Annotated in this window: 19 protein-coding genes and 2 tRNA genes; 9 read left to right on the top strand and 12 right to left on the bottom strand. The window is 59.5% G+C overall.

All coding sequences use genetic code 11. The features are described from left to right. Window positions 1–39 precede the first annotated feature (39 nt). On the top strand, window positions 40–750 hold the full coding sequence (gene pyrF / locus R6W86_RS06515; protein WP_410328563.1) for an orotidine-5'-phosphate decarboxylase: 711 nt from the start codon (window positions 40–42) through the stop codon (window positions 748–750). Window positions 751–1,267: 517 nt separating this feature from the next. Here pyrF and R6W86_RS06510 read toward each other — a convergent pair. Together R6W86_RS06510 and R6W86_RS06505 are read right to left on the bottom strand one after the other, a co-directional pair. Continuing rightward, a tRNA-Asn gene (locus tag R6W86_RS06510) sits at window positions 1,268–1,343 on the bottom strand. Window positions 1,344–1,413: 70 nt separating this feature from the next. Then, window positions 1,414–2,598, bottom strand: coding sequence for a pyridoxal phosphate-dependent aminotransferase (locus tag R6W86_RS06505; RefSeq protein WP_410328562.1), 1,185 nt, complete (start codon window positions 2,596–2,598; stop codon window positions 1,414–1,416). A gap of 186 nt (window positions 2,599–2,784) precedes the next feature. Between R6W86_RS06505 and uvrB the strand changes: the two genes are divergently transcribed. Then, the gene (uvrB, locus tag R6W86_RS06500; RefSeq protein ID WP_410328561.1) at window positions 2,785–4,845 is read left to right on the top strand and encodes an excinuclease ABC subunit UvrB; all 2,061 of its coding nucleotides are present in this window, start codon (window positions 2,785–2,787) and stop codon (window positions 4,843–4,845) included. On the opposite strand, the gene rimI is transcribed toward uvrB, so the two are convergent. Further along, on the bottom strand, window positions 4,846–5,964 hold the full coding sequence (rimI, locus tag R6W86_RS06495; RefSeq protein WP_410328560.1) for a ribosomal protein S18-alanine N-acetyltransferase: 1,119 nt from the start codon (window positions 5,962–5,964) through the stop codon (window positions 4,846–4,848). Window positions 5,965–6,162: 198 nt separating this feature from the next. Between rimI and R6W86_RS06490 the strand changes: the two genes are divergently transcribed. Then, window positions 6,163–7,662 (top strand): RimK family protein, encoded by a 1,500-nt coding sequence (locus tag R6W86_RS06490; RefSeq protein ID WP_410328559.1) that lies wholly within the window; start codon window positions 6,163–6,165, stop codon window positions 7,660–7,662. A gap of 16 nt (window positions 7,663–7,678) precedes the next feature. Here the strand turns inward: R6W86_RS06490 and R6W86_RS06485 are convergent, their stop codons facing one another. Further along, window positions 7,679–8,839 carry a cation diffusion facilitator family transporter gene (locus R6W86_RS06485; RefSeq protein ID WP_410328558.1) on the bottom strand — a complete coding sequence of 387 codons (1,161 nt, stop codon included), beginning with the start codon at window positions 8,837–8,839 and terminating at the stop codon, window positions 7,679–7,681. 408 nt (window positions 8,840–9,247) lie between these two features. Here R6W86_RS06485 and R6W86_RS06480 point away from each other — a divergent pair, with 408 nt between their 5' ends. After that, window positions 9,248–10,276, top strand: coding sequence for a quinone-dependent dihydroorotate dehydrogenase (locus R6W86_RS06480; RefSeq protein ID WP_410328557.1), 1,029 nt, complete (start codon window positions 9,248–9,250; stop codon window positions 10,274–10,276). A gap of 161 nt (window positions 10,277–10,437) precedes the next feature. Here R6W86_RS06480 and rmf read toward each other — a convergent pair whose 3' ends face one another. Then, on the bottom strand, window positions 10,438–10,650 hold the full coding sequence (rmf, locus tag R6W86_RS06475) for a ribosome modulation factor (RefSeq protein WP_092002744.1): 213 nt from the start codon (window positions 10,648–10,650) through the stop codon (window positions 10,438–10,440). A gap of 320 nt (window positions 10,651–10,970) precedes the next feature. Between rmf and rlmKL the strand changes: the two genes are divergently transcribed. Beyond that, window positions 10,971–13,145 carry a bifunctional 23S rRNA (guanine(2069)-N(7))-methyltransferase RlmK/23S rRNA (guanine(2445)-N(2))-methyltransferase RlmL gene (gene rlmKL / locus R6W86_RS06470; protein WP_410328556.1) on the top strand — a complete coding sequence of 725 codons (2,175 nt, stop codon included), beginning with the start codon at window positions 10,971–10,973 and terminating at the stop codon, window positions 13,143–13,145. On the opposite strand, the gene R6W86_RS06465 is transcribed toward rlmKL, so the two are convergent. Further along, window positions 13,142–13,759, bottom strand: a complete 618-nt coding sequence (locus tag R6W86_RS06465; protein ID WP_410328555.1) for an outer membrane beta-barrel protein — start codon at window positions 13,757–13,759, stop codon at window positions 13,142–13,144. The two genes, rlmKL and R6W86_RS06465, sit on opposite strands and share 4 nt — an antisense overlap. 208 nt (window positions 13,760–13,967) lie before the next feature. Next, window positions 13,968–14,453: a hypothetical protein gene (locus tag R6W86_RS06460; protein WP_410328554.1), complete on the bottom strand. Its 486-nt coding sequence runs from the start codon at window positions 14,451–14,453 to the stop codon at window positions 13,968–13,970. A 116-nt stretch (window positions 14,454–14,569) separates the two neighbouring features. Here R6W86_RS06460 and R6W86_RS06455 point away from each other — a divergent pair, with 116 nt between their 5' ends. Beyond that, the gene (locus R6W86_RS06455; RefSeq protein WP_410328553.1) at window positions 14,570–15,859 is read left to right on the top strand and encodes a M18 family aminopeptidase; all 1,290 of its coding nucleotides are present in this window, start codon (window positions 14,570–14,572) and stop codon (window positions 15,857–15,859) included. 52 nt (window positions 15,860–15,911) lie between these two features. Here R6W86_RS06455 and R6W86_RS06450 read toward each other — a convergent pair. Next, a tRNA-Asn gene (locus tag R6W86_RS06450) sits at window positions 15,912–15,987 on the bottom strand. Window positions 15,988–16,117: 130 nt separating this feature from the next. Here R6W86_RS06450 and R6W86_RS06445 point away from each other — a divergent pair. Beyond that, window positions 16,118–17,026 (top strand): YheT family hydrolase, encoded by a 909-nt coding sequence (locus tag R6W86_RS06445; RefSeq protein ID WP_410328552.1) that lies wholly within the window; start codon window positions 16,118–16,120, stop codon window positions 17,024–17,026. Here the strand turns inward: R6W86_RS06445 and R6W86_RS06440 are convergent. After that, window positions 17,021–17,677, bottom strand: a complete 657-nt coding sequence (locus R6W86_RS06440; protein ID WP_410328551.1) for an arylesterase — start codon at window positions 17,675–17,677, stop codon at window positions 17,021–17,023. The two genes, R6W86_RS06445 and R6W86_RS06440, sit on opposite strands and share 6 nt — an antisense overlap. Before the next feature lie 63 nt (window positions 17,678–17,740). On the opposite strand from R6W86_RS06440, the gene R6W86_RS06435 reads away from it, so the two are divergent. Next, the gene (locus tag R6W86_RS06435; protein ID WP_410328564.1) at window positions 17,741–18,460 is read left to right on the top strand and encodes an ABC transporter ATP-binding protein; all 720 of its coding nucleotides are present in this window, start codon (window positions 17,741–17,743) and stop codon (window positions 18,458–18,460) included. Beyond that, window positions 18,460–20,946 (top strand): ABC transporter permease, encoded by a 2,487-nt coding sequence (locus R6W86_RS06430; RefSeq protein WP_410328550.1) that lies wholly within the window; start codon window positions 18,460–18,462, stop codon window positions 20,944–20,946. The genes R6W86_RS06435 and R6W86_RS06430 overlap by 1 nt, the downstream gene beginning before the upstream one ends. A gap of 6 nt (window positions 20,947–20,952) precedes the next feature. Here R6W86_RS06430 and R6W86_RS06425 read toward each other — a convergent pair whose 3' ends face one another. The 3 genes from R6W86_RS06425 to R6W86_RS06415 form a co-directional block, all read right to left on the bottom strand. Then, entirely contained in the window at window positions 20,953–21,723 is a 771-nt protein-coding gene (locus tag R6W86_RS06425; protein WP_410328549.1) for a substrate-binding periplasmic protein, read from the bottom strand. Window positions 21,724–21,876: 153 nt separating this feature from the next. Beyond that, entirely contained in the window at window positions 21,877–23,064 is a 1,188-nt protein-coding gene (locus R6W86_RS06420; protein WP_410328548.1) for an iron-containing alcohol dehydrogenase, read from the bottom strand. Further along, the gene (locus tag R6W86_RS06415) at window positions 23,065–23,610 is read right to left on the bottom strand and encodes a hypothetical protein (protein ID WP_410328547.1); all 546 of its coding nucleotides are present in this window, start codon (window positions 23,608–23,610) and stop codon (window positions 23,065–23,067) included. Window positions 23,611–23,618: the final 8 nt, after the last annotated feature.

The raw sequence follows: 23,618 nt of genomic DNA, 5'->3' as shown, positions 1-23,618 counted from the left end.
GCCGAATAAACCCGTTAGATTTACCCCAGGAACCGAATCGTGCAAAACCCCTCTGACCCCAAAATCATCGTCGCCCTCGACTTCCCCTCCCAGGACCCGGCACTGGCCCTGGTCGACCAGCTCGACCCGGCCAAATGCCGCCTGAAAGTCGGCAAGGAGCTGTTCACCCGCTCCGGTCCGCAACTGGTGCAGTTGCTGCAGGGCAGGGGCTTCGATGTGTTCCTGGACCTGAAATTCCATGACATCCCGAATACCACCTCGGCCGCCGTTGCCGCTGCGGCGGATCTGGGCGTCTGGATGGTGAACGTTCACGCTTCGGGCGGCGAAAAAATGATGGTCGCCTGCCGCGAACGCCTGGAATCCTTCGGCGTCGACAAGCCCCTGCTGATCGCTGTCACGGTTCTCACCAGCATGGGAGCCGAAGATCTCGCCGGCATCGGGATCACCGATTCCCCGGAAACCCAGGTCTCACGTCTGGCCACCCTGACCCGCAACTGCGGCCTCGATGGCGTCGTCTGCTCCGCGCAGGAAGCACCGAAGCTCAAAGCCGAGCAGGGCACTGACTTCAAACTGATCACCCCGGGTATCCGGCCACTGACCGCCGACAAAGGCGACCAACAACGCATCATGACCCCCACGGATGCCCTCAAAGCCGGTTCCGATTACCTCGTCATCGGCCGTCCGATTACCCAGGCGCCGGATCCTTTGGCTGCTCTGGAGGCTATCCATTCTGAGGTGGTTGGGCTCTAGGGTTTTCCTGGTTTCTAGTTCTGCCCCAGCCTTCCAGTGATGGGGGCTGGGACTGCTGGCAGGGCTTTCCAAAACACGCTACGAGCACGTCCATGTGCGCTTGTTTCGGGCCGTCCATGGCCCTCAACAGTTTTGGAAAGCCCTGCCAGCAGTCCCGTTCCAACACCGCAGTTGTCCGCTATTTATTGAAAGGATGTCTTGATCCGGAGAGAGTTTCGCAGTGATCTGCCTGAATTCCGCGGAATCTTTTGTGCTTCCTATAACTGCTTTTGCCGAATGGCGTGGTGGGGCCGGCCTCCCAAAAATGTTGAAGGCCAAGGATGGCCTGAAACAAGCGCACATGGACGTGCTCGTAGCGGTTTTTGGGAGGCCGGCCCCACCACGCCATGCTCCCGCAACTAGAAGGCTAGGGCAGGACTAAAGCCCAAACCCAAAGCTTAAATCAGAGCTTCGAGAGAAAAACGAACAAACACAAAAAAGCCCGCTAACTCAGAGAATTAGCGGGCTTTCGAAATATTGGCTCCCCGAGCTGGGCTCGAACCAGCGACAAACGGATTAACAGTCCGTTGCTCTACCAACTGAGCTATCGGGGAACGTCGTCATGTGACGAGGCGCGTATATTAAGGTGGCGATACCGCCTCGTCAACCCCTGACAAAAACTTTTTAGCCGAGCGCCTTCTGCAAACGCTCAACCGCCTTCCGCAGGTTCTCCATGCTGGTCGCGAAGCTCAGACGCATGTGGCCCGGAGCGCCGAACGCTGAGCCCGGAACGATGGCCACGCCGGCCTCGGTCAGCAGCTTCTCGGCGAACTCCACGTCCGTGCTGACGCTGTCATCGGCATCGATGGCGCCCTGGAAGCTCGGGAACACGTAGAAGGTGCCGTCGCCAGTCAGACATTCAACACCCGGCAGTTTGTTCAGGGCATCTACGAGCCAGTCGTGGCGCTCCTTGAATGCCTTGACCATCTCGCCCACGCACGCCTGATCACCATCGAGGGCTGCGGTAGCGGCGGCCTGGGAGATGGAGCAGGGGTTGGAGGTGCTCTGGGACTGGATCTTTTTCATGGCGCCGATGATCTTGGCCGGACCGGCGGCATAGCCGATACGCCAGCCGGTCATGGAATAGGCCTTGGAGACACCGTTCAGCACGAAGGTACGCTCGTAAAGTTCCGGGCAGGCGTTCACGATGTTGCAGAACGGCTGGCCGGTCCACAGGATCGGCTCGTACATGTCGTCGGTGGCGATCATAATGTTCGGGTACTTCTTCAGTACTTCACCGATCGCCTTCAGCTCTTCCATGGAGTAGGCCATGCCACTCGGGTTGGACGGGCTGTTGATGACGAACAGGCGGGTACGCTCGGTGATGACGTTCTCCAGCTGCTCCGGGGTGATCTTGAAGCGGTTGTCGGCGCTGGTCTCGATGATCACGGGTTTGCCTTCGGCAACCAGTACCATGTCCGGGTAGGAAACCCAGTAGGGGGCCGGGATGATGGCTTCATCACCCTTGTTCAGTGTGGCAAGTGCCAGGTTGAAAAAGCTCTGTTTGCCACCACTGCTTACCAATATCTGGTTGGCTTCGTATTCCAGGCCGTTGTCCCGTTTGAACTTCGCAATAATCGCTTTCTTCAGGGCCGGCGTACCATCCACGGCGGTGTATTTGGTCTGGCCGTTGTTGATGGCTTCAATGGCTGCCTGTTTGATGTGCTCGGGGGTGTCGAAGTCCGGCTCGCCGGCACCCAGGCCAATGATGTCCTGGCCGGCGGCGCGGAGTTCCGCGGCCTTGTTGGTGACTGCGAGGGTGGGAGAGGGCTTGATAGCCTGTACTCGGCTGGAAAGTTGAAGGTCCAAACTTGAGCTCCTTAAAGCTGCGTCTTATTGGGCTGCGATCGGCCGGGAGGAGCCACTGCGGGCTGAATTTCGCCCAGCCGTCGGTCGCACTGATGGTATCATGAAGCCAGCGTAACGCTAAATTTCTCGTGGGTATAAGTCCGCCTGTGGCGGGCGCTGCGCAAATCCGGAGGTTATCCGCCAGTTATGGCAAAGCAAGAAACCAGTACATCCCATAGCGGGGCTTTCAGAGTCGATTCTCCCTACCAGCCGGCCGGTGATCAGCCCAAGGCGATCGAAGGGCTGGTGGATGGCATCCAGTCCGGTCTGGCGCACCAGACCCTGCTCGGGGTGACAGGCTCGGGGAAAACCTTCACCGTCGCCAATGTGATCGAGCAGGTGCAGCGGCCCACTATCATCATGGCCCATAACAAGACCCTGGCGGCGCAGCTCTATGGCGAGTTCCGCGAGTTCTTTCCGGACAACGCGGTGGAGTACTTCGTTTCGTATTACGACTATTACCAGCCGGAAGCCTATGTGCCGTCCTCGGACACTTTCATCGAGAAAGACGCCTCCATCAACGAGCATATCGAGCAGATGCGTCTGTCCGCCACCAAGGCGCTGCTGGAGCGGCCGGACGCCATCATCGTGGCCACCGTATCGTCCATCTACGGTCTTGGTGATCCCCAGTCCTACCTGAAGATGATGCTGCACCTTGACCGGGGCGACCAGATTGACCAGCGCTTCATCCTGCGTCGGCTGGCCGAGCTTCAATACACCCGTAATGACGTGGAATTCCATCGGGCCAATTACCGGGTCCGGGGTGATGTCATCGACGTGTTCCCGGCGGAATCGGAGAAGGAGGCCATTCGGATCGAGCTGTTTGATGACGAGGTGGAGAACCTGAGCTATTTCGATCCGCTCACCGGAGAAGTCCTGCGCCGGGTGCCCCGAGTGACCATCTATCCGAAGTCCCACTATGTCACTCCGCGTCAGACGGTGCTGGATGCAGTGGAACACATCAAGGTGGAGCTGGATGAACGCTTGCAGCAGTTGCGGGACAACAACCGGCTGGTGGAAGCGCAGCGTCTGGAAGAGCGCACCAGGTATGATATCGAGATGATGCTGGAGCTCGGCTACTGCAACGGCATCGAGAACTATTCCCGGTACCTGTCCGGACGCCGGCCTGGGGAGGCGCCACCAACGCTGTTTGATTACCTGCCACCCAATGCCCTTCTGGTGGTGGATGAGTCCCACGTGACCATTCCGCAGATCGGCGCCATGTACAAGGGCGACCGATCCCGAAAGGAAACACTGGTGGAATACGGGTTCCGGTTGCCCTCCGCCCTGGATAACCGGCCGATGCGCTTTGAGGAATGGGAACGCATTGCACCACAGATGATTTTTGTCTCGGCGACGCCGGGGAATTACGAGGCCGAGCACGCAGGCCAGGTGGTGGAGCAGGTGGTCCGTCCCACCGGCTTGCTGGATCCGGAAATCGAGGTCCGCCCGGCCTCCACACAGGTGGATGATCTGCTGTCCGAGATCCACGCCCGGGCGAAGGTGCAGGAGCGGGTTCTGGTGACCACGCTGACCAAGCGCATGGCGGAAGACTTGACCGACTTCCTGATGGAACATGACATCAAGGTCCGGTATCTGCACTCGGATATCGATACCGTGGAGCGGGTAGAGATCATCCGGGACCTGCGCCGCGGCGAGTTTGATGTGCTGGTGGGGATCAACCTGCTGCGGGAAGGTCTGGACATGCCGGAGGTCTCCCTGGTGGCGATTCTGGATGCGGACAAGGAAGGCTTTCTGCGCAGTGAACGTTCCCTCATTCAGACCATTGGCCGGGCTGCCCGTAACGTGCACGGCAAGGCAATACTCTACGGCGATAAGATCACCGGCTCTATGCAGCGGGCCATCGATGAGACCCAGCGTCGCCGGGAAAAACAGACGGCCTTCAACGAAGAGCATGGCATTACGCCCACTGGTCTGAATAAAAAGATCGCTGATATCATGGAGGGTGCGGCCGGTGGCGGCGGCCGTGGCCGTCGCAAGGCTGAGCGTCCGGGCCAGAAAGCGGCCGAGGAAGCCGAGCAGTATCGGGCGAAGGCCGGCAACCGGTCACCCGCGGAGGTGCTCAAGGAAGTGGCGCGCCTGGAGGACGAAATGTACAAGGCAGCCTCGGAGCTGGATTTCGAGACCGCCGCGCGCCTGCGGGACGAGATTTCCGAACTCAAGGAGGCGGCGCTGCGAACCGGCTGATTACCCGGTTCTCTTCGGACCTACAATCACCGCCGCCTGCAATGGCTGGTTGCGGCCGTAGCTGGACATCTGGGTGAAGACCCGTTTGTCCACTGGCAAGTACTGTTTGTCTGCGACGGTCTCGCCTGCCTGCACGTCGATTTCCGGATCGTGCAGGTAAACGAATTCCTCGTCGATGGCGCAGACGGTGACCCAGTGCGGTACCCGGCTCCGGTTCAGTTGCCAGGTGCTGATCAGGATGACCGGGATGCGCCCATCGTGCAGGGCGCTCTCCATACCCTCAAGGGTTAAAGGGTCGTGGTGGAGCTCGATGCCGGTGGCACCGATGTCGTGCAGGAATCCCTCATGCACCAGCTCCAGCACTCGCTTCTTGTCTTCGTTGCGGACGGTGTCCTTGAACAGCGCGCCTTCCTGACTGATCCAGGCACTGGCTTCGAAGCCCCGGTTCCAGCTGGCCAGGGCCAGGCCGTGGGGGCCGCAGCCGCCGTGGCCGGCGAGCATGAAGATGGTGGTGGCCTCGCGCCAGATTTTCAGCTCTTCCAGGGTGGTGACCGGCTGGTTCTCTTCCAGTGCTGCCAGGGCCATGATCAGGGCTGAGGGGCCGCAAGTAAACTCGGTGGTTTGCGGGTAATAGGGAACCGGCAGAAACTCCCGGCTTGGTTCGTAATACAGGATCCTGCGCTCAAATCTGAGCGCATTGCCGTGGTCCTCATAGTAATCCCGGTAGGTACCAAATTGCCGGTAGCCCAGGCGCTTGTATAGGTTGATGGCGCCGGGATTATCCTCACGCACTTCCAGGCGCATGACGATGCGGTCGGCCTCGGCCGCTTCTTTCTCGGCCTCGCGGATCAGTCGTTCACCGATACCCCGGCCCCGCACAGCCGGCGAGACCGCAATGGAGTAGATCCGCGCTAGACGGGTAGCGGCGTTCATCAGCACCAGGCAATAGCCGACCAGACTGCCGTCCTGCTCGGCCACAATCAGGCGGTCCCGGGGTACTTCCAGGAAACGGCGGAAACTCCGCCGGGAAAGCCGGTCGTCGCTGAAACAGCGGTGCTCCAGCTGTACCAGGTTGTCCAGGTCCGTATTGACGGCGTGGCGAAGCGTTACATCAGACATGGTTTTACTGGCCCTGGTCGGTGGGAAGGGCATGCTGGCGGGCTTCCCTCTCGCGGCTATTATGGTAGAGAGTAGCTGGTACGCAAGCCCCTGCTGCATGCGTAAAAGCACGCACGCTCAGGCGATTGTGCAACACCGGGGCCGGGCGTATCGTTGCGCACATCCAGGCGGCTGAACCTTCAGGGAGGAATGCCACAGATGTCCCGTTTGCTCATTGTTGTCGATCGCGCCAAAGACTGGGCGCCGTACTACCCCAGCGAAGATGTGCTGACCTTTGACCAGTACCTGCAGTATTCCTCACCATCCACCGGGCGGGTGCGGGTCATCAACCTCTGCCAAAGCGCGAAATACCTGAGCAAGGGCTATTACTGCTCGCTGCTGGCTGAAGCCCGTGGCCACCACGTGGTGCCGTCGGTAATGACCCTGAACGACCTCAGCCGCAAGGGCCTGTTCTCGCTGGAGCTGGAAGAGCTGGACCCCAGTGTGCTCAGCTGGCTGGACGCGGCAGGCTCCGAAATCGAGCCCGCTGGTCAGGAGAAGGACGCGACCCACGAAGTCAGGATCCGCACCTACTTTGGCCAGGCCGAGCATCCTGACCTGAAGCCGGTTGCCCGGGCACTGTTCGAGAGTTTTCCGTGTCCCATCCTGGAGATCGTCTTCAAGCGCCGCAAGAAATGGCAGATTGCGTCCATGCGGCCCGCAGCGCCGGCGGACCTATCTGAGCAAGAGCAGGATCTGTTTGCGGCCGCGCTGGACCGCTTCAGCACCATGGTCTGGCGCAAGCCCCGAACCCGCCGCCGCTACCGCTTCGATCTGGCCATGCTGGTGAACCCGGAAGAAGCGATGCCACCAAGCGATGAGGCCGCGCTCAAGCGTTTCGAGAAAGCAGGCCGAAAACTGGGCATCAATGTGGAGCGGATTACCCGTCGGGACTACATGCGGCTGCCGGAATACGATGGCCTGTTCATCCGGGAGACTACCGCTATTGACCATCACACCTACCGGTTTGCCCGCAAGGCGGAGGCAGAGGGAATGGTGGTCATTGATGACCCCGTTTCCATCCTTCGCTGCACCAACAAAGTGTTCCTGGCGGACCTGCTCAGGAACAACAAGGTGCCGACACCCAAGACGCTGATCCTGTCCCGGGACCAGAAAGATGCAGTGGAGCAGGTAATCGATGCCCTGGGCTTTCCGGTGGTCATCAAGATTCCGGACGGAGCTTTCTCTCGAGGGGTGACCAAGGCTCGGGATGAAAAGGAACTGCGGGCGGGTCTTCGGGAACTGTTCCGGCAGTCAGCCCTGGTGTTGGCCCAGGAATACCTGTACACGGACTATGACTGGCGGATCGGAGTATTGGGCGGGCGTGCGATCTATGCCTGCAAGTACATGATGGTCAAGGGACATTGGCAGATCTACCAGCACGGTGACTCCAAGGTGGAGAGTGGTGACTTCGAGACCCTGCCCACCTACGAGGTGCCCAGAGGCGTGATCCAGGCGTCATTGAATTCCACCCGGCTGATTGGTAACGGCCTCTATGGGGTCGATATCAAGCAGTCGGGCAACCGGGTGGCTGTTATCGAGGTGAATGACAACCCCAGTGTCGATTCCGGTGTCGAGGACAAGTTCCTCGGTGGAGAGCTCTACACCCTGATCATGCAGGAATTTCTCTCCCGGATGGAGGCCAAGCGCCGGGGCTGATCGGCCAGGCCGGCTGTTACGGCTCGCCCAGCCAGATCCTCACGCTGCCGAACCATGGATAGTGCTCCAGGGCCTTGCGGACCTGCTCGCTGGTGATGTCGCCAGACTTGTCCGGGGCATCGAAGAACAGTTCCAGGTGTACCTTGTTTTTCAGGTAGTGGAGTCGGAGCCGGCTGTGGGTCGGTAGTTCCCCAGTGGTTTCATACAGCGTTTGGCGAATTTCCTTTCGAGAAGGCAGGCGCCCAGAGGTCGGCGTCTGCTCCTCGTCGTTCTCTGCGTCGATGTGGAAATTGATATCGCGGATGTTGTCGAGTTCCTCCCGCATGCCTGTCACCACCTGCATGCCGATCTGGTGGCCCTCTGAGACGCTGATGTCCGGACGCACTAGCAGGTGAACATCCAGCAGGATGTCATGCCCCATGCGCCTGCTGCGTAGCTCGTGGACATTGCGTACGCCGTCGGTTTCCCGGGCAATGGCTTTCAGCTTTTGCGTATCCTCCTGGGAAAGCCCTGTATCCACCAGTTCCTTGACGCTGTCCCAGGTGAATTTCCAGCCGATGTGAATGATGATCAGCGCGATGACCACAGCCGCCAGTACGTCGAGCCACTCCCAACCCATCATGGCTCCGACGGTAGATAGCAGGACCACAATGGACGAAAAGGCATCGGTGCGACTGTGCCAGGCATTGGCAATGATCAGGTCCGACCGGATCGCCTGACCGACTCGGCGGGTATAGTGATAAATCCACTCCTTGCCAGCGACGGAAAGCGCGGCTGCCACCAGAACCGGCCAGCCGGGCACCTGACTGATTCCGCCCTCGATGAGACGCAGGATATTTTCCCACGCCAGGGCGGCGCCAACGGCTATGAGAATACTGCCGAGCAGTAGTGTGCCGAAGGTTTCGATGCGCTGGTGGCCGTAAGGATGGTCTTCGTCGGGCTCCTGCCGGGAGATGCGCATGACCCCGAGCACCACCAGGTCAGAGGCGACGTCCGTAAAGGAATGGATGCCGTCAACAAACAGCGCCTGGGAGTTGAAAAGTGCACCACCGATGACTTTTATTACACCCAGTATCGCATCAAGAATCATTCCGATTATGGTGACCCGCGAGGCCGATTTCATTTCCTTGTTCAGGGCATCCTGGGTACTGGATGTCGTGGAAACGGGGTCTTGCATTAGGAATGGCTCCGTCGGCTGAGTGTTCGGGAAAGTATAACGTTAATCACCGTTCCCGTGGTGACGGATGTCACCCTCCCGGTCCCGCAATTTATGCACATGGTTGCATTCCGGTGACGGTGTAAAGAACCTTGACTATATGTAGCCATGCAAGCCATCGAAGTTGTAACTATCTGAAAAATAGGAAAAAATAAACTGGTTAAAAAATGATCAATTTGTAGGCTGGCGCAGTTATCAAGGGGTCTGAAAGTTTGCCCCGTGATTTTCAACAGGGTTATCCACAGATTCCGTGGAAAAGCTCACGAGGTGTTACAAAGACAAGCAGTTACAGGCGATTGCGCAGGCAGACAGGATGCTGTGGAAAACTTCCGGTATACTCCCGCCCACTGACATTCAGGGAGTTATCTGATGTACGGCGTTATTCGCAATCTGTTATTCCGTTTTCCACCCGAGCAGGCCCACAATATGGCGTTGGGCAGCCTTGATGTCGCCCAGAAGCTGGGACTGTTGGGCGCTTTTTCGCCAAAAATAGATGCATTGCCAGTCAATGTTATGGGTCTGGATTTTCGCAACCCCGTGGGACTGGCGGCGGGCCTGGACAAGAATGCCGATCATCTGGACGCCCTGGGCGCTCTGGGCTTCGGATTCATCGAGGTGGGGACGGTCACGCCGCGGGCTCAGCCGGGTAATCCCAGGCCCCGGATGTTCCGTCTGCCCGAGCACCAAGCCATCATCAATCGCATGGGCTTCAACAACGAGGGCCTGGACCACCTGATAGAGCGGGTGGATCACCGGCATTACCGCGGCATCCTCGGGATCAATGTCGGCAAGAACAAGGACACTCCGAACGAGGAGTCCGGGGCTGACTATCGCAAGGGAATCGCGGCGGTATATTCCCGCGCTGACTACATTACGGTAAATGTGTCCTCGCCGAATACCCCGGGGCTCCGTGACCTGCAGTTCGGAGATTCCCTGAAAGGCCTGCTGGAGGCTATCAAGGACGAGCAGAACCGTTGTGAGCAGGAGACGGGAAAGTACGTTCCCATTGCGGTAAAGATTGCCCCGGATATGGACGACACCGGCATCCGGTTTGTTGCCAACGCCCTGCTGGACACCGGCCTTGATGGTGTCATTGCTACCAACACCACCATCAGTCGCGATGCCGTGGCTGGCCACCGCCACGCGGAAGAGGCCGGTGGCCTCAGTGGTGCTCCGGTCCGTGAGGCATCCCTGAGGGTTATCCAGGGGCTGTACGCAGAACTCGGGGAACGTTTGCCCATTATCGGCGTTGGTGGCATTACCGACGGCGAGAGTGCCGCGGAGAAGATCAGGGCGGGGGCAAAACTGGTGCAGATCTACACGGGTTTCATCTATAAGGGGCCGGCGTTGATCAAAGAGGCAGTGGAGGCCATTCGGCGGGGAACATCAGGAGGCTGAAAAAGGATGGGCCCGCTTAGCGGGCCCTTGCGGGGAATAAACCCCGTTGCGCTTCTTCGCATGGTACGGGGCGGGAGACCCCGTTTGGGTTGCTCTTGGTACTGCGTCAAATTGTGTAGAAAAAGATCAGATCAAGATTCGGGGTTGCTGGTGAATGTCCGTCACGCTGATGTGACATTGGCAAGTTTGTGAATACCGGAGACGCCGGTCATGCCCTCCCAGTTATCTGTGCGACCTTCGCGCCACCCATTCAGCCATTCCTGGCGCACTTCCGGTTGTTCGATCGGGCAGCTGTCTTTCGGTTTTCCGGACACTCCGGCTAGATAACCCCTTTTATATGCACGGGCGTACATGTCTCTTTTCTGTCTTTTCATGCCGTTCCTCACTAATGGATTAACAGAACAAGCGTGTACACGTCTGCAGTGGTCGTGGCGGTCCGGGTTTCCCTCCGGGACAACCCCCTATTGCCAGCTTCGACCAGAGCAGTCAGGATCCTGTTAACGGAGGCTTTTCAGGCCTCCGGAACGACGCGTCAAGTACAAGGTAGAACGAACCTTGAGCGCGTGTACACTAATTATTTAATCTATGTGACCGTTTCTTTATAATTTTATGAACTAAAAATGACGCAGGAAAATTGGAATTACTGCAAAAAACGGAAACTTACCCGGATTGTTTTTTTGCCCAGGAGCTCGCTTTGTCTAAATGTGTCTTTTTCGTAACCTGCCCGAAAGGTGTTGAGTACTTGCTGGGAGATGAGCTTCGGACCTTCGGCCTGGAGACGGTCCGTAACGCACCGGCCGGGGTGTGGGTTGAAGGCGAGCTGGAAGCGGGGTACCGGGCGTGCCTGTGGTCGCGCTTGGCCAACCGCGTGATCCTCAACATCGCCGAGGTGGATGCGGGTAACGGGGACGCCATGTACGAAGGCGTGCTTGATGTGGACTGGGCACAACACATCCCTGAAAAAGGCAGCTTCCGGGTAACCTTCCTCGGCCAGAACCAGGCGATCCGCAATACCCAGTTTGGCGCCCAGCGGGTCAAGGATGGCATTGTCGATGGCTTCCGCGCCAAGGGTGCTGCGCGGCCCGCGGTGGATGCCAAGAACCCGGACGTGACGATCTCCGCCCGCCTCAATCGTAACCGGCTTTCCATCGGTGTGGATCTCAGCGGCCATAGCCTGCACATGCGCGGCTACCGGACTGACAAGGGCATTGCGCCGCTGAAGGAGAATCTGGCGGCAGCGCTGCTGATGCGGTCGGGCTGGCCGGAGATTGCCGGGCAGGGGGGTGATTTTGTGGACCCTATGTGTGGCTCCGGGACGCTGCTGGTTGAAGCTGCGATGATGGCCCTGGATCTCGCTCCCGGGCGCGGGCAGGAACAGTTCGGTTTCGAGAAGTGGCCGGGTCACGAGCCTGAGGTCTGGCTCGCGCTCCGGCAGGAAGCGGAGCGGCGCGCCCATGAGGGCAAGCAGGGAAGGATCCCCAGATTAGCCGGATTTGACCAGGATTCACGGGTTATCGCCACGGCCTGGAAGAACATTCAGCGTGCCGGCCTGGAGGGCGTGGTGCACGTGGAAGCGCGGGCGGTGCAGGAATTCAGCCTGGAGGGGCAGTGGTCGGAGCGTGGTCTTGTGCTGACCAACCCGCCTTATGGCGAGCGCCTGAGCGAGCGCAAGGAACTGGCGGGCCTCTACCAGGCTCTCGGTGATGTGGTGAAACAGGCCGTACCGGGTTGGCGGCTGGGGGTGTTTACCGGGGCGCCGGAGTTTGGTAAATCCATCGGTCTGCGCAGTTTCAAACAGTACAAACTGTTTAACGGCAAACTGCCCGCCCAGCTGTTGTTGTTCGAGGTGGCCGAGGAGAATGCCATGACTCCGCGGGAGCCGGATGTTCCCGGGGAAGTCCGCCCGCGCATCGCCAACGAAGAGCGGGCGGCCATGCTGAGTAACCGCCTGAAAAAGAATCTGAAAACCATCGGCCAATGGGCCCGGAAACAGGGCATCGGTTGCTACCGGTTGTACGATGCGGATATGCCGGAATATGCCCTGGCCATCGATATCTACGAGGGGCAGGTGCACGTGCAGGAATATGCCGCGCCCAAGTCTGTCGATGAGCGCGCAGCCCGGGAACGTCTGGCCGAAGCTCTGGCAGTGATTCCCGACGTACTGGGGATCGAACGCTCGGATCTGGTGTGCAAACAGCGCCAGCGTCAGGCCGGCACCCGGCAGTACGAGAAGCAGGCGGCCAGTGGCGAGTTCTTTACTGTGCACGAGCACGGCTGCCGGTTGAAGGTAAACCTGAAGGATTACCTGGATACAGGGTTGTTTCTTGATCATCGGCCGGTGCGGCACTGGATCCAGCAGCGCGCCCGGGGCCAGCGTTTCCTGAACCTGTTCTGTTACACCGGTGCAGCATCCGTGCATGCAGCGGTGGGTGGTGCCAGTCGCTCCCTGAGCCTGGACATGTCAAAGACCTACGTGAACTGGGCCCGGGAAAACCTGGCGCTCAACGATGCTGACCCGCGAAAACATGTGGTAGAGCAGGCCGACTGCCAGGCCTGGCTGGCGGCAAAGCCGGCACCGGACCAGCGTTTTGACCTGATCTTCATGGATCCGCCTACGTTCTCCAATTCGGCCCGCATGGCCGGGGTGCTGGATATTCAGCGGGATCACGCCATACTGATCCGCCAGGCAATGGCACGGCTGACCTCAGATGGTTTGCTGATCTTCTCTAACAACTTTCGCAGGTTCCGGCTGGATGAGGCCCTGGAGGAGGAGTTTGCCGTGGAGGAAGTGTCCCGCAGCACCCTGGACAAGGACTTCCAGCGCAATCCGAGGATTCACCGCTGCTGGCACATCAGGCACAAGGTCTAGAATTCGTACCGCAAGCCGCCTGAGAACTGGAAACTGTTCACTTCACTGCCGGTGTCTTCGAACAGTTTTCCGCCCTCGAACACCAGGAAGGTGTCCTCCATGACCTCGAAATCCAGGCCAGCCACCCAGCTGGCGCTGAAACTGCTGTCCGGGAATTCCTCGCCAAAATTGCGATAGAAAACGTTACGGTCGGCATCCGGGTTTTCGAGGATGGCTTCGCCATGAATGTAGGAAAAGCCGAACTGGCCATAGATATTGGCATATTTGCCGAGCGGGTAGTGCATCCCAATGTACCAGCTGGCGAAATAGTCCACTGCCAGGGTGAGGTCGCTGTTCGGGACCTCGGCATCCTTGTAGCCCCCACCGGCGCGTAACTCCGCATGGAACAGGTCGGTGATGTGACCGCCAACCACCAGGGTGGCGGCGCTGCCCCAGGCGCGCTCGGCAGCGGATCCGATAGTGCGATGATTGATGGCGGTGGCCATCAGGCCAATATAGTGTTTGTCGGCCCGCGGGGTGGTTTCCTGGCCGAGTGCCTGTTGAGAGGCCAGGAGGACGCAGAGGTGGAACGGTGCCAGGGCGGATCGAAGGGTGGTGGGTACAGCCTTTTTCATTATTATGGGGCTTCCTGACGGGTGAGCGGTTGGCCCGATTCTGCCTTGTGTAACGGTTTGTTACGTCGACCCGTGTCACACTTCCCTTTGCCCAGCGTGGAGAGGTTTGGTCTCAAAAGGTGTCAGAAGAAGGCTTTCTTCAGACCCCAACAATAACTCCGGGGTCAGATGAACGCTTTCATCTGACCCCATCTTCATTTTCCAGCCCTCAGTCTTCGTCCAGGTAGCCTTCTTCCCGCGCCAGCAGCAGTAACGCATACACCCCATTCTCCGGCAGCAGTGGCTCCAGCCCTTCCTCGATCAGCAGCTGATGTCGACGATCCTCCAGGCTTTCAACATCAAGGCCGGTAATCAGATCACTGATCGGCGCAATCTCGAAGGGTGGTTCGTGGCCTACGGCGCTGAAAATCAGATCCACCAGGACCTCATCCGGATCCAGGCCGTCAACGTACACGGTCTGGTCGGGCAGGTCCTCGTGCAACTCCCGGACCAGCTCGATGAGGGGCACTCCCTGTTCCATGAGGTAGCGGATATCGGTGTCTCCCGGATCGCCGTCGTCAGGCAGCCAGCTCTCATCCGGGGCAATGACTACAGCTTTCATTTGCCCATCCGCCAAAGACCACGCAATGGCCGTCGGGAACAGGGCGTCGTCGGTCTGGCAGTATTCGATATCGAGAAATCTGGGTAGGGACAAGGTCGTCTCCGCTCCGCCGTATGAGTGGATATAAGGAATGTCACTATGGCCTGTAGGAGCTGTTATCGCTTCATGCCATACTGTTACAAAGCAATTATCAATCAATCGGGAACATCATGGAACACGTTGAATTTAACAAAGATTTGATTGAATTTCTGAACAGATCACCGACTCCGTGGCATGCGGTGTCGACCATGAAAAGCCGACTTGATGCCGCCGGATTCGAGCAGCTGGACGAGCGTGATGACTGGTCACTGGACCGTAACCGGGGATATTACGTCATCCGCAACGGTTCCTCCATTGTGGCCTTCCGAACCGGCAGTAAAGATGTTTCCGCCAGCGGTATCCGCATGATTGGCGCCCATACGGACAGCCCGTGCCTGAAGGTCAAACCCAACCCGGAACTGCGCCGCAAGGGGTATTTCCAGCTTGGCGTCGAGGTCTACGGTGGCGTGTTGCTGAATCCGTGGTTTGACCGGGACCTGTCCCTGGCTGGCCGCGTCACCCTGCTGGACGAAGCGGGCGAGGTGCAGGATGTCCTGGTGGATTTCCGCAAGCCGGTAGCGTTCATTCCGAGCCTCGCGATCCATCTCGACCGGGAGGCCAATAGCAACCGCTCTATCAATGCCCAGACCGATCTTCCGCCGGTGCTCATGCAGGTGCCGGAGGACGACACCACCCGTTTCGCGGACCTTCTGAGCCAGCAGGTCGCTGCGGAAAGTGGTATCAAGGCCCGCAAGATTCTTGGCTATGAGCTGAGCTTTTACGACGCCCAGGACGCGGAATTTGTGGGGCTTCGGAATGAGTTTGTCGCCTCTGCCCGGATGGACAACCTGCTGAGCTGCTACATCGGCCTGCAGTCCCTGATCCAGACCTCCGGTGACGAGGCGGCACTGCTGGTGTGTAATGATCACGAGGAAGTCGGCAGCATGTCCGCCGAGGGCGCACAGGGGCCGTTCCTGACCGCGGTGCTGGATCGCTGGTGCGGTGCTGGTAAGGCCCGGGCCATTGCCCATTCCATGATGATCTCCGCGGACAATGCCCACGGGGTGCATCCGAATTACCTCGACAAACACGACGAGAACCACGGGCCGATCCTGAACCAGGGACCGGTGATCAAGGTCAACCACAACCAGCGCTATGCGACCAACAGCCGGTCCGCGGCGCTGTACCGGCACATTAGCGATGAGTTGGGCCTGCCGCACCAGACCTTCGTGGTGCGCAGTGATATGGGCTGTGGCAGCACCATCGGGCCGCTGACCGCCGGGAACCTCGGCGTGACCACGCTGGATATCGGGGTGCCCCAGTTCGGCATGCACTCAATCCGCGAGCTGATCGGGGCGGAGGATGGCTTCACCTTGTTCCGCGTGCTGGCGGAATTCATGCAGCGGGAAGAGGTGTTCTAGTATTGAAATGAAAAAGGCCGCTGATCGGAAATCAGCGGCCTTTCGGAATAAGTGGCTCCCCGAGCTGGGCTCGAACCAGCGACAAACGGATTAACAGTCCGTTGCTCTACCAACTGAGCTATCGGGGAACAATGTCGAAGTGGCGCGCATATTAAGCGCTTTGATTTGAGTCGTCAACCCCCTGAATTAAAAGGTTAAAAATTGTACGGAAGCAAGACGTTACGGTACCGGCCGCCAGTGTGGCTGAGGAATGGCCACGTGCAATCGGTGTGGCCAACCCTGTTCCGGACCGTGCCGATGCAGGAGCCGGTCCGGGAGGTATTGCCCACCCTTGATGAAGACGAGCTGCAACTGGACTGGTATCGCCAGGGCAGTGATCGTCTGGCGGTCATTTCCCATGGTCTGGAAGGAAATAGCCGAAGACCCTACGTGCTTGGCCTGGCCCGGGCGCTGCTGGCTGAGGGTTGGGACGTGCTGGCCTGGAACTATCGATCTTGTGGCGGTGTGATGAACCTTCAGCCCCGTTTCTACCACAGTGGCGCCACCGGGGATCTGACCCATGTGGTCAATCACGCCCTCGCAGGCGACTACAAATCCCTGTTCCTGTCGGGCTTCAGCATGGGCGGTAACCTGACACTGCTGTACCTTGGGCAGCAGGGTGAGATGGTGGACAGTCGAATCTGTGGCGCCGTGACCTATTCCGTACCGTGCGACCTGGCCGGCAGCGCGGAGATGCTCGCACTTCCCAGTCGCCGGATCTACATGCAGAGGTTTTTGAGGGACCTGCACGTAAAAATGCAGGAGAAATCGAGAAGGTTCCCGGATCTTATTGATACAGAAGGGTTTGAGCTGATCCGGAATTTCAGGGAATTCGATGACCGCTATACCGCGCCCCTCCATGGGTTCCGGGATGCCGAGGATTATTGGGCGCAGTGTTCGGCCTTACCGCGTCTTCGGGATATCCGGGTTCCTGCCTTGATGATCAATGCGGCGGATGACCCGTTCCTGTCCGCAAAATGCTTCCCGGAGTCACGAAAGCTATTGGGGGGCCATGTGCGTCTTGAAGCACCCCGTTGGGGCGGGCATGTCGGCTTTGTTGAGCACGCCCGGGACGGATTCTACTGGTCGGAACGGCGTGCCCTGGGCTTCCTCAGCCACCTGTCATGAACCGGTGGCGGCCGTACGCGCCTCCTCCAGCATGGGTTCGAGCACCGGCCAGACTTTGTCCAGAAGCTTCGGTTGCGCCTGTTCGGCCGGGTGAATACCGTCTGGCTGCATCATCTCTTCATGGTTGTAGATACCATCCAGGAAGAAGGGAACCAGTTCGGTGTTGTACCGGTCCGAGAGAGTCGGGTACAGCTCCGCAAACATTTGCGTGTAACGGGGCCCGTAATTGGGCGGCATCTGCATACCGACCAGCAATGCCTTCGCGCCGGACTGCAGGGTATTCTCGATCATGGACGCCAGGTTGGATTCGATCACGTTGGGCGGGAAACCCCGTAGCCCGTCATTGCCACCCAGCTCGATGATCACGACCTCCGGGCCGTGCTTCTCGATCAGCTCCGGCAGTCGTCTCGCGCCGCCATCGGTGGTTTCGCCACTGATACTGGCATTGACCACCTGCCAGTGGCTCAGGCCATTCTCCTCCAGGCGCTGGCGCAGCAGCTGGACCCAGGCGGTTTCGGAGGGCACGCCATAGGCAGCACTGAGGCTGTCACCCATGATCAGGATGGTGTTCTGGCTGGCCAGTGCCGGAGCGGCCTGGATAGTGAACAGCACCAGAAGGATTGATCTGGCGCGCAGCAATAGCGTATCCATAGACAATTCGTTTACCTTGATAAAACGTTTTAAACCATTGACCCGGGAGTACCCGTGAACCAGATGACCAATCCGACGCCTGAAAGCCAGCCACCGATGTTGCGAGCGAAAGACCTGACTCATCGGGTTCGCCTGGAAACCGATACGTTGACGATCTTGCAAGGGGTCAACCTGGAAATCAATCGTGGAGAATCAGTAGCCATTGTCGGCCGGTCCGGTTCCGGAAAGACTACCCTGCTGGGTCTGCTCGCGGGGCTGGATACGCCAACCGAGGGTTTGGTGGAACTCGACGGCGCCATCATCAGCCGGCTGAGCGAAGACCAACGGGCGCAATTGCGGGCCAGCCGGGTCGGTTTCGTGTTCCAGTCTTTCCAGCTGCTGCCGGCGCTGACCGCTCTTGAAAACGTCATGCTGCCGCTGGAGCTGGCAGGCATCGAGGATCCGGAGAAGCGCGCCCGGGAGCTGTTGGAGCGGGTCGGCCTCGGTGAGCGTCTGACCCACACGCCGCGGCAGTTGTCCGGCGGAGAGCAGCAACGGGTGGCGATCGCCCGGGCCTTCGCCTCTGAGCCCGTGGTGCTGTTTGCCGATGAGCCCACCGGCAATCTGGATAACCGCACCGGCCAGGCGGTCTCGGACCTGCTGATGGCGCTCAACCGGGAGCAGGGCACAACCCTGGTGATGGTTACCCATGACGAACACCTGGCGGCGCGGTGTTCAAGGCAGTTCCATATCGAGGCAGGGCAACTGACTGAGCCCAATGAGCTTGGGGAGCCGGTATCCTGATGGCGGCTGAACAGAAACTCATGTCTGTGCGCCGCGACTGGCGCGAACGGGATGTACGGGTCGTCCTCGCGGCCCTGGTGATTGCGGTCGCAACTATAGCCACCATTGCTCTGTTTGCCAGCCAGTTGCAACGGACCCTGGTCACATCTGCCAGTTCTTTTCTGGCGGCGGATCGTCAGCTTGAGGCCGAAAATGGCCGGCCGATCCCGGATTCATGGTTGCGGGAAGCCGATGCCCGGAGCCTTGAGACCGGTCAGATGGTTGAGTTCTCAACCATGGTGTTCGGGGGCGGCGGCTTCCAGCTGGTGTCCGTCAAGGCCGTCAGCAATGAATACCCGCTGCGGGGCGAGATCGAAATCCAGTCAGGCCCGGATAGCCCCCGGGAGTTGGTCCAGGCGGGTCCCCAGCCCGGAGAGGTCTGGATCAATCCCCGATTGCTGCGATTGCTGGAACTGCAGATCGGTGATTCGTTGGAAGTGGGCAGCCGGCAGCTAACGGTCTCCGGCCTGCTGATCCGGGAGCCTGACGGCGGTTTTCGCCTGTCTGCGCTGGCTCCGAGGGTGATGATGCACAAGGACGACGTGTCATCCACGGGCGTGGTGCAGGAAGGCAGCCGGGTGGAATACGTGTATCTGTTTGCGGGTGAGGAAGCCGCTCTGGAAGGTTATTACGAGTGGCTTCAACCCAGGCTGGAACCCAGCCATGAATGGGAGGGGGTGCGGGACGGTGAGACCTTCTCCCGCTCCCTGCAGAGAGCCGAGCGTTTCCTCCTGCTCGGTGGCAGTCTGGCGGTATTGCTGGCCGCCGTGGCGGTCGCTGTGGCCAGCCGGCAATATGCGTTGTCCCAGCGGGATACAGTGGCGCTGCTGAAAACCCTGGGCCTCAATGGCGCCGGCATCGGCCGGCTGTACCTTGGAAGATTGCTACTGTGGGGCATTACTGGCATCGTCGGAGGCCTGCTGGTGGCCCTGCCGCTGTTCTGGCTGCTGGCGTCCATGCTCAGTGATGTGCTGGAGCGCCCGGTGGACATCTCCCTGGATCCAGTCGCACTCGCCCCCGCGCTTTTGACCGCGCTGGTGTCCCTGTTCGCCTTCGCCTACCCGCCGATCCGGCGCCTGCGCAATGTGCCGGCCATGCGGGTACTGCGCAGTCAACCCGGAGAGAGTGGTCGCGAGGCCTGGCCGGATATTCTGGTGGCCGTTGTTGCCATTTTCGGACTGGTCTGGCTCTACGCCGGTGAACTGGCCCTGGTGGTGTCACTGCTCGGTGGCCTGGTGCTGCTACTTGCGGCCCTGGGGCTACTCGGGTGGGGGATGGTGATGGTATTGCGCCGGGTTCGCGGTGGCGGCAATGCCTGGCGCCTGGCTCTGGTCGGCTTGTACCGGCACCGCAACGCCAGCCTTTCCCAGATCGCCGTCTTCGCCATGACACTCATGCTGGCGGCCACCCTGGTGCTGGTCCGCACCTCGCTGCTGAACGACTGGCAGGCACAGCTGCCGGACGATGCGCCCAACCATTTCCTGATCAACATCGCGCCGGATACCGTGGATGAAGTGGCCGGATTCTGGGAAGAACAGGGGCAGCCACTGGAAGAACTGTATCCCATGGTCCGGGGACGGCTTACCGAGCTGAACGGCCAGCCGGTGAAGGAAGCGGTGAGCAAGGACGAGAACATTGGCGCCCTGAACCGGGAACTGAACCTGACCTGGATGGAGTCTCTGCCGGAAGACAACAAGATCGTCGAAGGCAAGTGGTTTGTCGATGGCGAGCTGAGCGGCGTCTCGGTTGAGGCGGAACTGGCCGGGCGGCTGGGGCTGCAGCTTGGTGACGAGTTAACCTTCACCATCGGGTCACAGAAGGTGACCGAGGCCGTGACGAGCATCCGTACCGTCCAGTGGGACAGCATGAAGCCCAACTTCTACATGGCCTTTCCCCCGGGCGGTGGCCTGGAAGGACTGCCCGCCACCTGGATCACCAGTTTCTATCTCCCGCCGGAAAAGAAGACAGCGCTTAACGCCTTCTCGCGCCAGTTCCCGACCGTATCGGTGCTGGAGATCGACCATATCATCAGTCGGATACAGGAAATTGTGCAGCAGGTGACCCGGGCCATCGAGGCGATTCTGGCCCTGATTCTGGCTGCTGCGCTGGTGGTAATGGCAGCCGTGGTCAGTGCCACGCTTCGGGACCGTCAGCGGGAAGGCGCGCTGCTAAGGACCCTGGGCGGGCGCCAGTCGCTGTTGGTGCGCAGCACCATGCTGGAGTTTGCGGTATTGGGGGGCTTTGCCGGCCTGTTGGGTGTCGTTGCCGCCGAGGCAGCGGTTTATGCCTTGCAGTTCCGAATGTTCGAGGGCAGCTTCAGCTGGCACTGGCGGGTCATCATTCCGATCCCTCTGATCAGTGCCGTCGTGCTTTCCATTTTCGGACGCTGGCAATTGCGGCCGGTGCTGAGCGTTTCGCCCATGCTGCTATTGCGGCGGCTTGAGTGAGCCGGGTCATCGGTAATTCGCGAGGATGGCGTCCAGCTCGCCATTCTCGCGAATCCTGGCCAGTTCGCGATTGAATTCGTTGGCGAAGTCCTGACAGTCCTTGCGCAACATGATCCTGAACCCGAAGGTGCTGATACTTTTCGCGGACGTACGAAAGCGGTCCCGCAGGCCTTGATTTCTCAGGAACCAGTTGCCAACCAGGCGATCGGCGACGGCGGCGTCGAACCGGTCTCCGTGCAACACATACAGGAACATCTCCCGATCCCGGGCTACGTCAAAGCGCTGGATCTTGCCCGATTCCAAATGCGGTTCCAGCGCTGGGTAGATATAGCCCAGGTGAGTCACGATGGTCTTGGAGAACAGGTCCTCCGGGGTTCGGTAAACCAGTTCCGAATCCTTCGGGATGAAGAACACTTCCTCGATGGCCACCACCGGATCGGTGAAGAGGAACTTTTCCGGCTCATCCGTCCATTCCCGGGCCCGGGGCGTGGCATCGATATAACCCTCAAGCAGCATCTGATCCACCCGTTTACGGGGCACCTTCTCGGCGATCAATTCATATCCGAGTCGATCTGTAATCAGGGACATGACATCCCACATGATGCCCGACGGCGTCTGGTTCTCAACGATGAGGTAGGGCGGATACCCGTCCGGTGATACGTTGAAACGTACTGTCTGTTTTTCGGAGGCTTCGCTGGCTTTGATGGGAAAAAGCAGGGCTGAGGACAGAAGACACAGGAAGGACAGGGCCAGGAGGGAGGGCTTTCGGTCATTCATTTTCGAACTCTGATGGCGTCGTGAACGTTTTTCAGGTTAATCCGGCTACCTCTCTGCCAGCTTGCTATGTAATTGTTAACATATTGACGGTCGATTTCAATTAGTTTGGTTCTTTCTTTTACTATGAATTAAACGGGCCCGAGGGCCCGTTGCTCAAGCCCAGGCCCGGCGCAGCACCGCCCGGGCATCCTCCAGAGTGACTTCTTTCGGGTTGAACATGATCGAACCATCGTCCAGAGCCATCTCGGCAATATGGTCCAGCTGGCTTTCCAGCACCTTGCCGGTTTCCTTCAGGGTCCGGGGCAGCTGACAGCGCTTGTAAAGCTGGTCCCGCAGCTTGCGGATGGCAGAAATGGTGGCTTCCGCACGGCGGGCGGCCGGTGTCGCGGAGTAGACTTCCGGGCCCTCAAGATACAGCAGCAGCTCACCCAGCGGCTCCCGGATCGATTCCAGGTTGTACTCCAGCACATAGGGCAGGTAGAGGCTCATGCACAGGCCATGGGGCAGGTGGCATATCGCCCCTGTGGCGTGGCCCAGGGAATGCACCAGCCCAACCATGGAATTGGAGAAAGCAATGCCCGCCATGGTCGAGGCCTGGGCCAGCTCCAATCGACCCGCGGAATCCTTGGGATTGTCCATGACGTTCAGGAGTGATCCGCTGATCTTCTTGATGGCGGCCGTGGCATAGGCGTCACTGAGCGGATTCTTTGCCATGCAGGTGAACGCCTCGGTGGCATGGGTCATCGCATCCATGGCGGTTGCCGCGGTGATGTGAGGCGGCAATGTCAGGGTCATGCGTGGGTCGATGATGGCGGCATTGGGCAGCAGGAAAGAGGAGGTGAACGGCAGCTTCACGCCCTTTTTCTCGTCGGTAATCACCGCCACGGCGGTGACCTCGGAGCCGGTGCCGGCGGTGGTCGGAACCACAAAGAACGGCTTGAGCGGGTGTTTGAGAATGCCGGCGCCGCTGTATTTGGCAATGTCGTCACCGCCTTCGGACACGAGGATGTTTACGGCTTTGCCGGTATCGATAGCCGATCCGCCGCCCACGGCGATGATGGCGTCGCACTTTTCCTGCCGGTAAATACCGGCGATATCACGGACGACGGAAGTGGAGGAGTCCGGCGGCACGTCATCATAGATGCTGACGATCTCCAGCCCGCTCTCTTCACAGGCAGCAATCACCGGGTCCAGCAGGCCGGCCGCGCGCACGCCCTTGTCGGTGACGATCATGGGCCGCTTGGCCGCCAGGCCGGTCAGTTCATAAGGAATATGCTCAAGGGCAGCCTTGCCGGCAATGACTTTGACCGGGCAGAAGAACTCGTAATATTTTTGGCTCATTTAGGGTCTCACTGTCTCGACAAAATTGGTGGCAACCTTCAGGTAGATCCTGGCGGCACTGATCAGCTTTTCCGGTAGATGCAGATTGGCCGGGTACTCCTTCACCGCCCGCTGTGCAACCAGTTTGGGCAGGATGAAGGTCTCCAGCCGGTTCAGCACACGGGTCATACGCACCGCATAGCTGACGTCACCGTCCACCAGCATCCGGTCATTGGCAAATGCCTCAGAGGTCTTTTCCTGGAAGGACAGCACGAGGAAGGCATGGGCGATGTGCTTGAATTGGATGGACAGGTCCACCGGCCGCGGCGCGGATTGGCTGTGGTAATGAAAATGACCGTCTCCGGTGTGCTCCACAATCAGGCGGGGGCCCTCGGGCATGACCATCATTTCGAAAAGCAGACCTTTCGGAAGCGCCCGCGCTTCATTCTGCACGGTTTCGTCCACTTCACTGACTGCCTGCAAGGCCCGCCCCATCACCTGGAACATTATGTCCACGTAGAGTCGGCGCGCCTGGAACATCATCGGCTGGATACGTTTGAGCAACATGGCCGTCG

The organism is Marinobacter sp., from assembly GCF_046484525.1.
Taxonomy (GTDB): domain Bacteria; phylum Pseudomonadota; class Gammaproteobacteria; order Pseudomonadales; family Oleiphilaceae; genus Marinobacter.
The sequence above is the reverse complement of the archived record's forward strand: the minus strand, read 5'-3'. Positions and strand labels throughout refer to the sequence as shown.

Excerpts from the sequence above, each read along its gene's own strand:
- R6W86_RS06435 (WP_410328564.1), top strand. The coding sequence starts at position 17,741 with ATGACCAATCCGACGCCTGAAAGCCAGCCACCGATGTTGCGAGCGAAA.
- rmf (WP_092002744.1), bottom strand. The coding sequence starts at position 10,650 with ATGAAAAGACAGAAAAGAGACATGTACGCCCGTGCATATAAAAGGGGT.
- R6W86_RS06490 (WP_410328559.1), top strand. The coding sequence starts at position 6,163 with ATGTCCCGTTTGCTCATTGTTGTCGATCGCGCCAAAGACTGGGCGCCG.
- R6W86_RS06485 (WP_410328558.1), bottom strand. The coding sequence starts at position 8,839 with ATGCAAGACCCCGTTTCCACGACATCCAGTACCCAGGATGCCCTGAAC.
- R6W86_RS06420 (WP_410328548.1), bottom strand. The coding sequence starts at position 23,064 with ATGAGCCAAAAATATTACGAGTTCTTCTGCCCGGTCAAAGTCATTGCC.
- rimI (WP_410328560.1), bottom strand. The coding sequence starts at position 5,964 with ATGTCTGATGTAACGCTTCGCCACGCCGTCAATACGGACCTGGACAAC.
- R6W86_RS06425 (WP_410328549.1), bottom strand. The coding sequence starts at position 21,723 with ATGAATGACCGAAAGCCCTCCCTCCTGGCCCTGTCCTTCCTGTGTCTT.
- R6W86_RS06415 (WP_410328547.1), bottom strand. The coding sequence starts at position 23,610 with ATGTTGCTCAAACGTATCCAGCCGATGATGTTCCAGGCGCGCCGACTC.
- R6W86_RS06440 (WP_410328551.1), bottom strand. The coding sequence starts at position 17,677 with ATGGATACGCTATTGCTGCGCGCCAGATCAATCCTTCTGGTGCTGTTC.
- uvrB (WP_410328561.1), top strand. The coding sequence starts at position 2,785 with ATGGCAAAGCAAGAAACCAGTACATCCCATAGCGGGGCTTTCAGAGTC.
- R6W86_RS06430 (WP_410328550.1), top strand. The coding sequence starts at position 18,460 with ATGGCGGCTGAACAGAAACTCATGTCTGTGCGCCGCGACTGGCGCGAA.
- R6W86_RS06455 (WP_410328553.1), top strand. The coding sequence starts at position 14,570 with ATGGAACACGTTGAATTTAACAAAGATTTGATTGAATTTCTGAACAGA.
- R6W86_RS06465 (WP_410328555.1), bottom strand. The coding sequence starts at position 13,759 with ATGAAAAAGGCTGTACCCACCACCCTTCGATCCGCCCTGGCACCGTTC.
- R6W86_RS06480 (WP_410328557.1), top strand. The coding sequence starts at position 9,248 with ATGTACGGCGTTATTCGCAATCTGTTATTCCGTTTTCCACCCGAGCAG.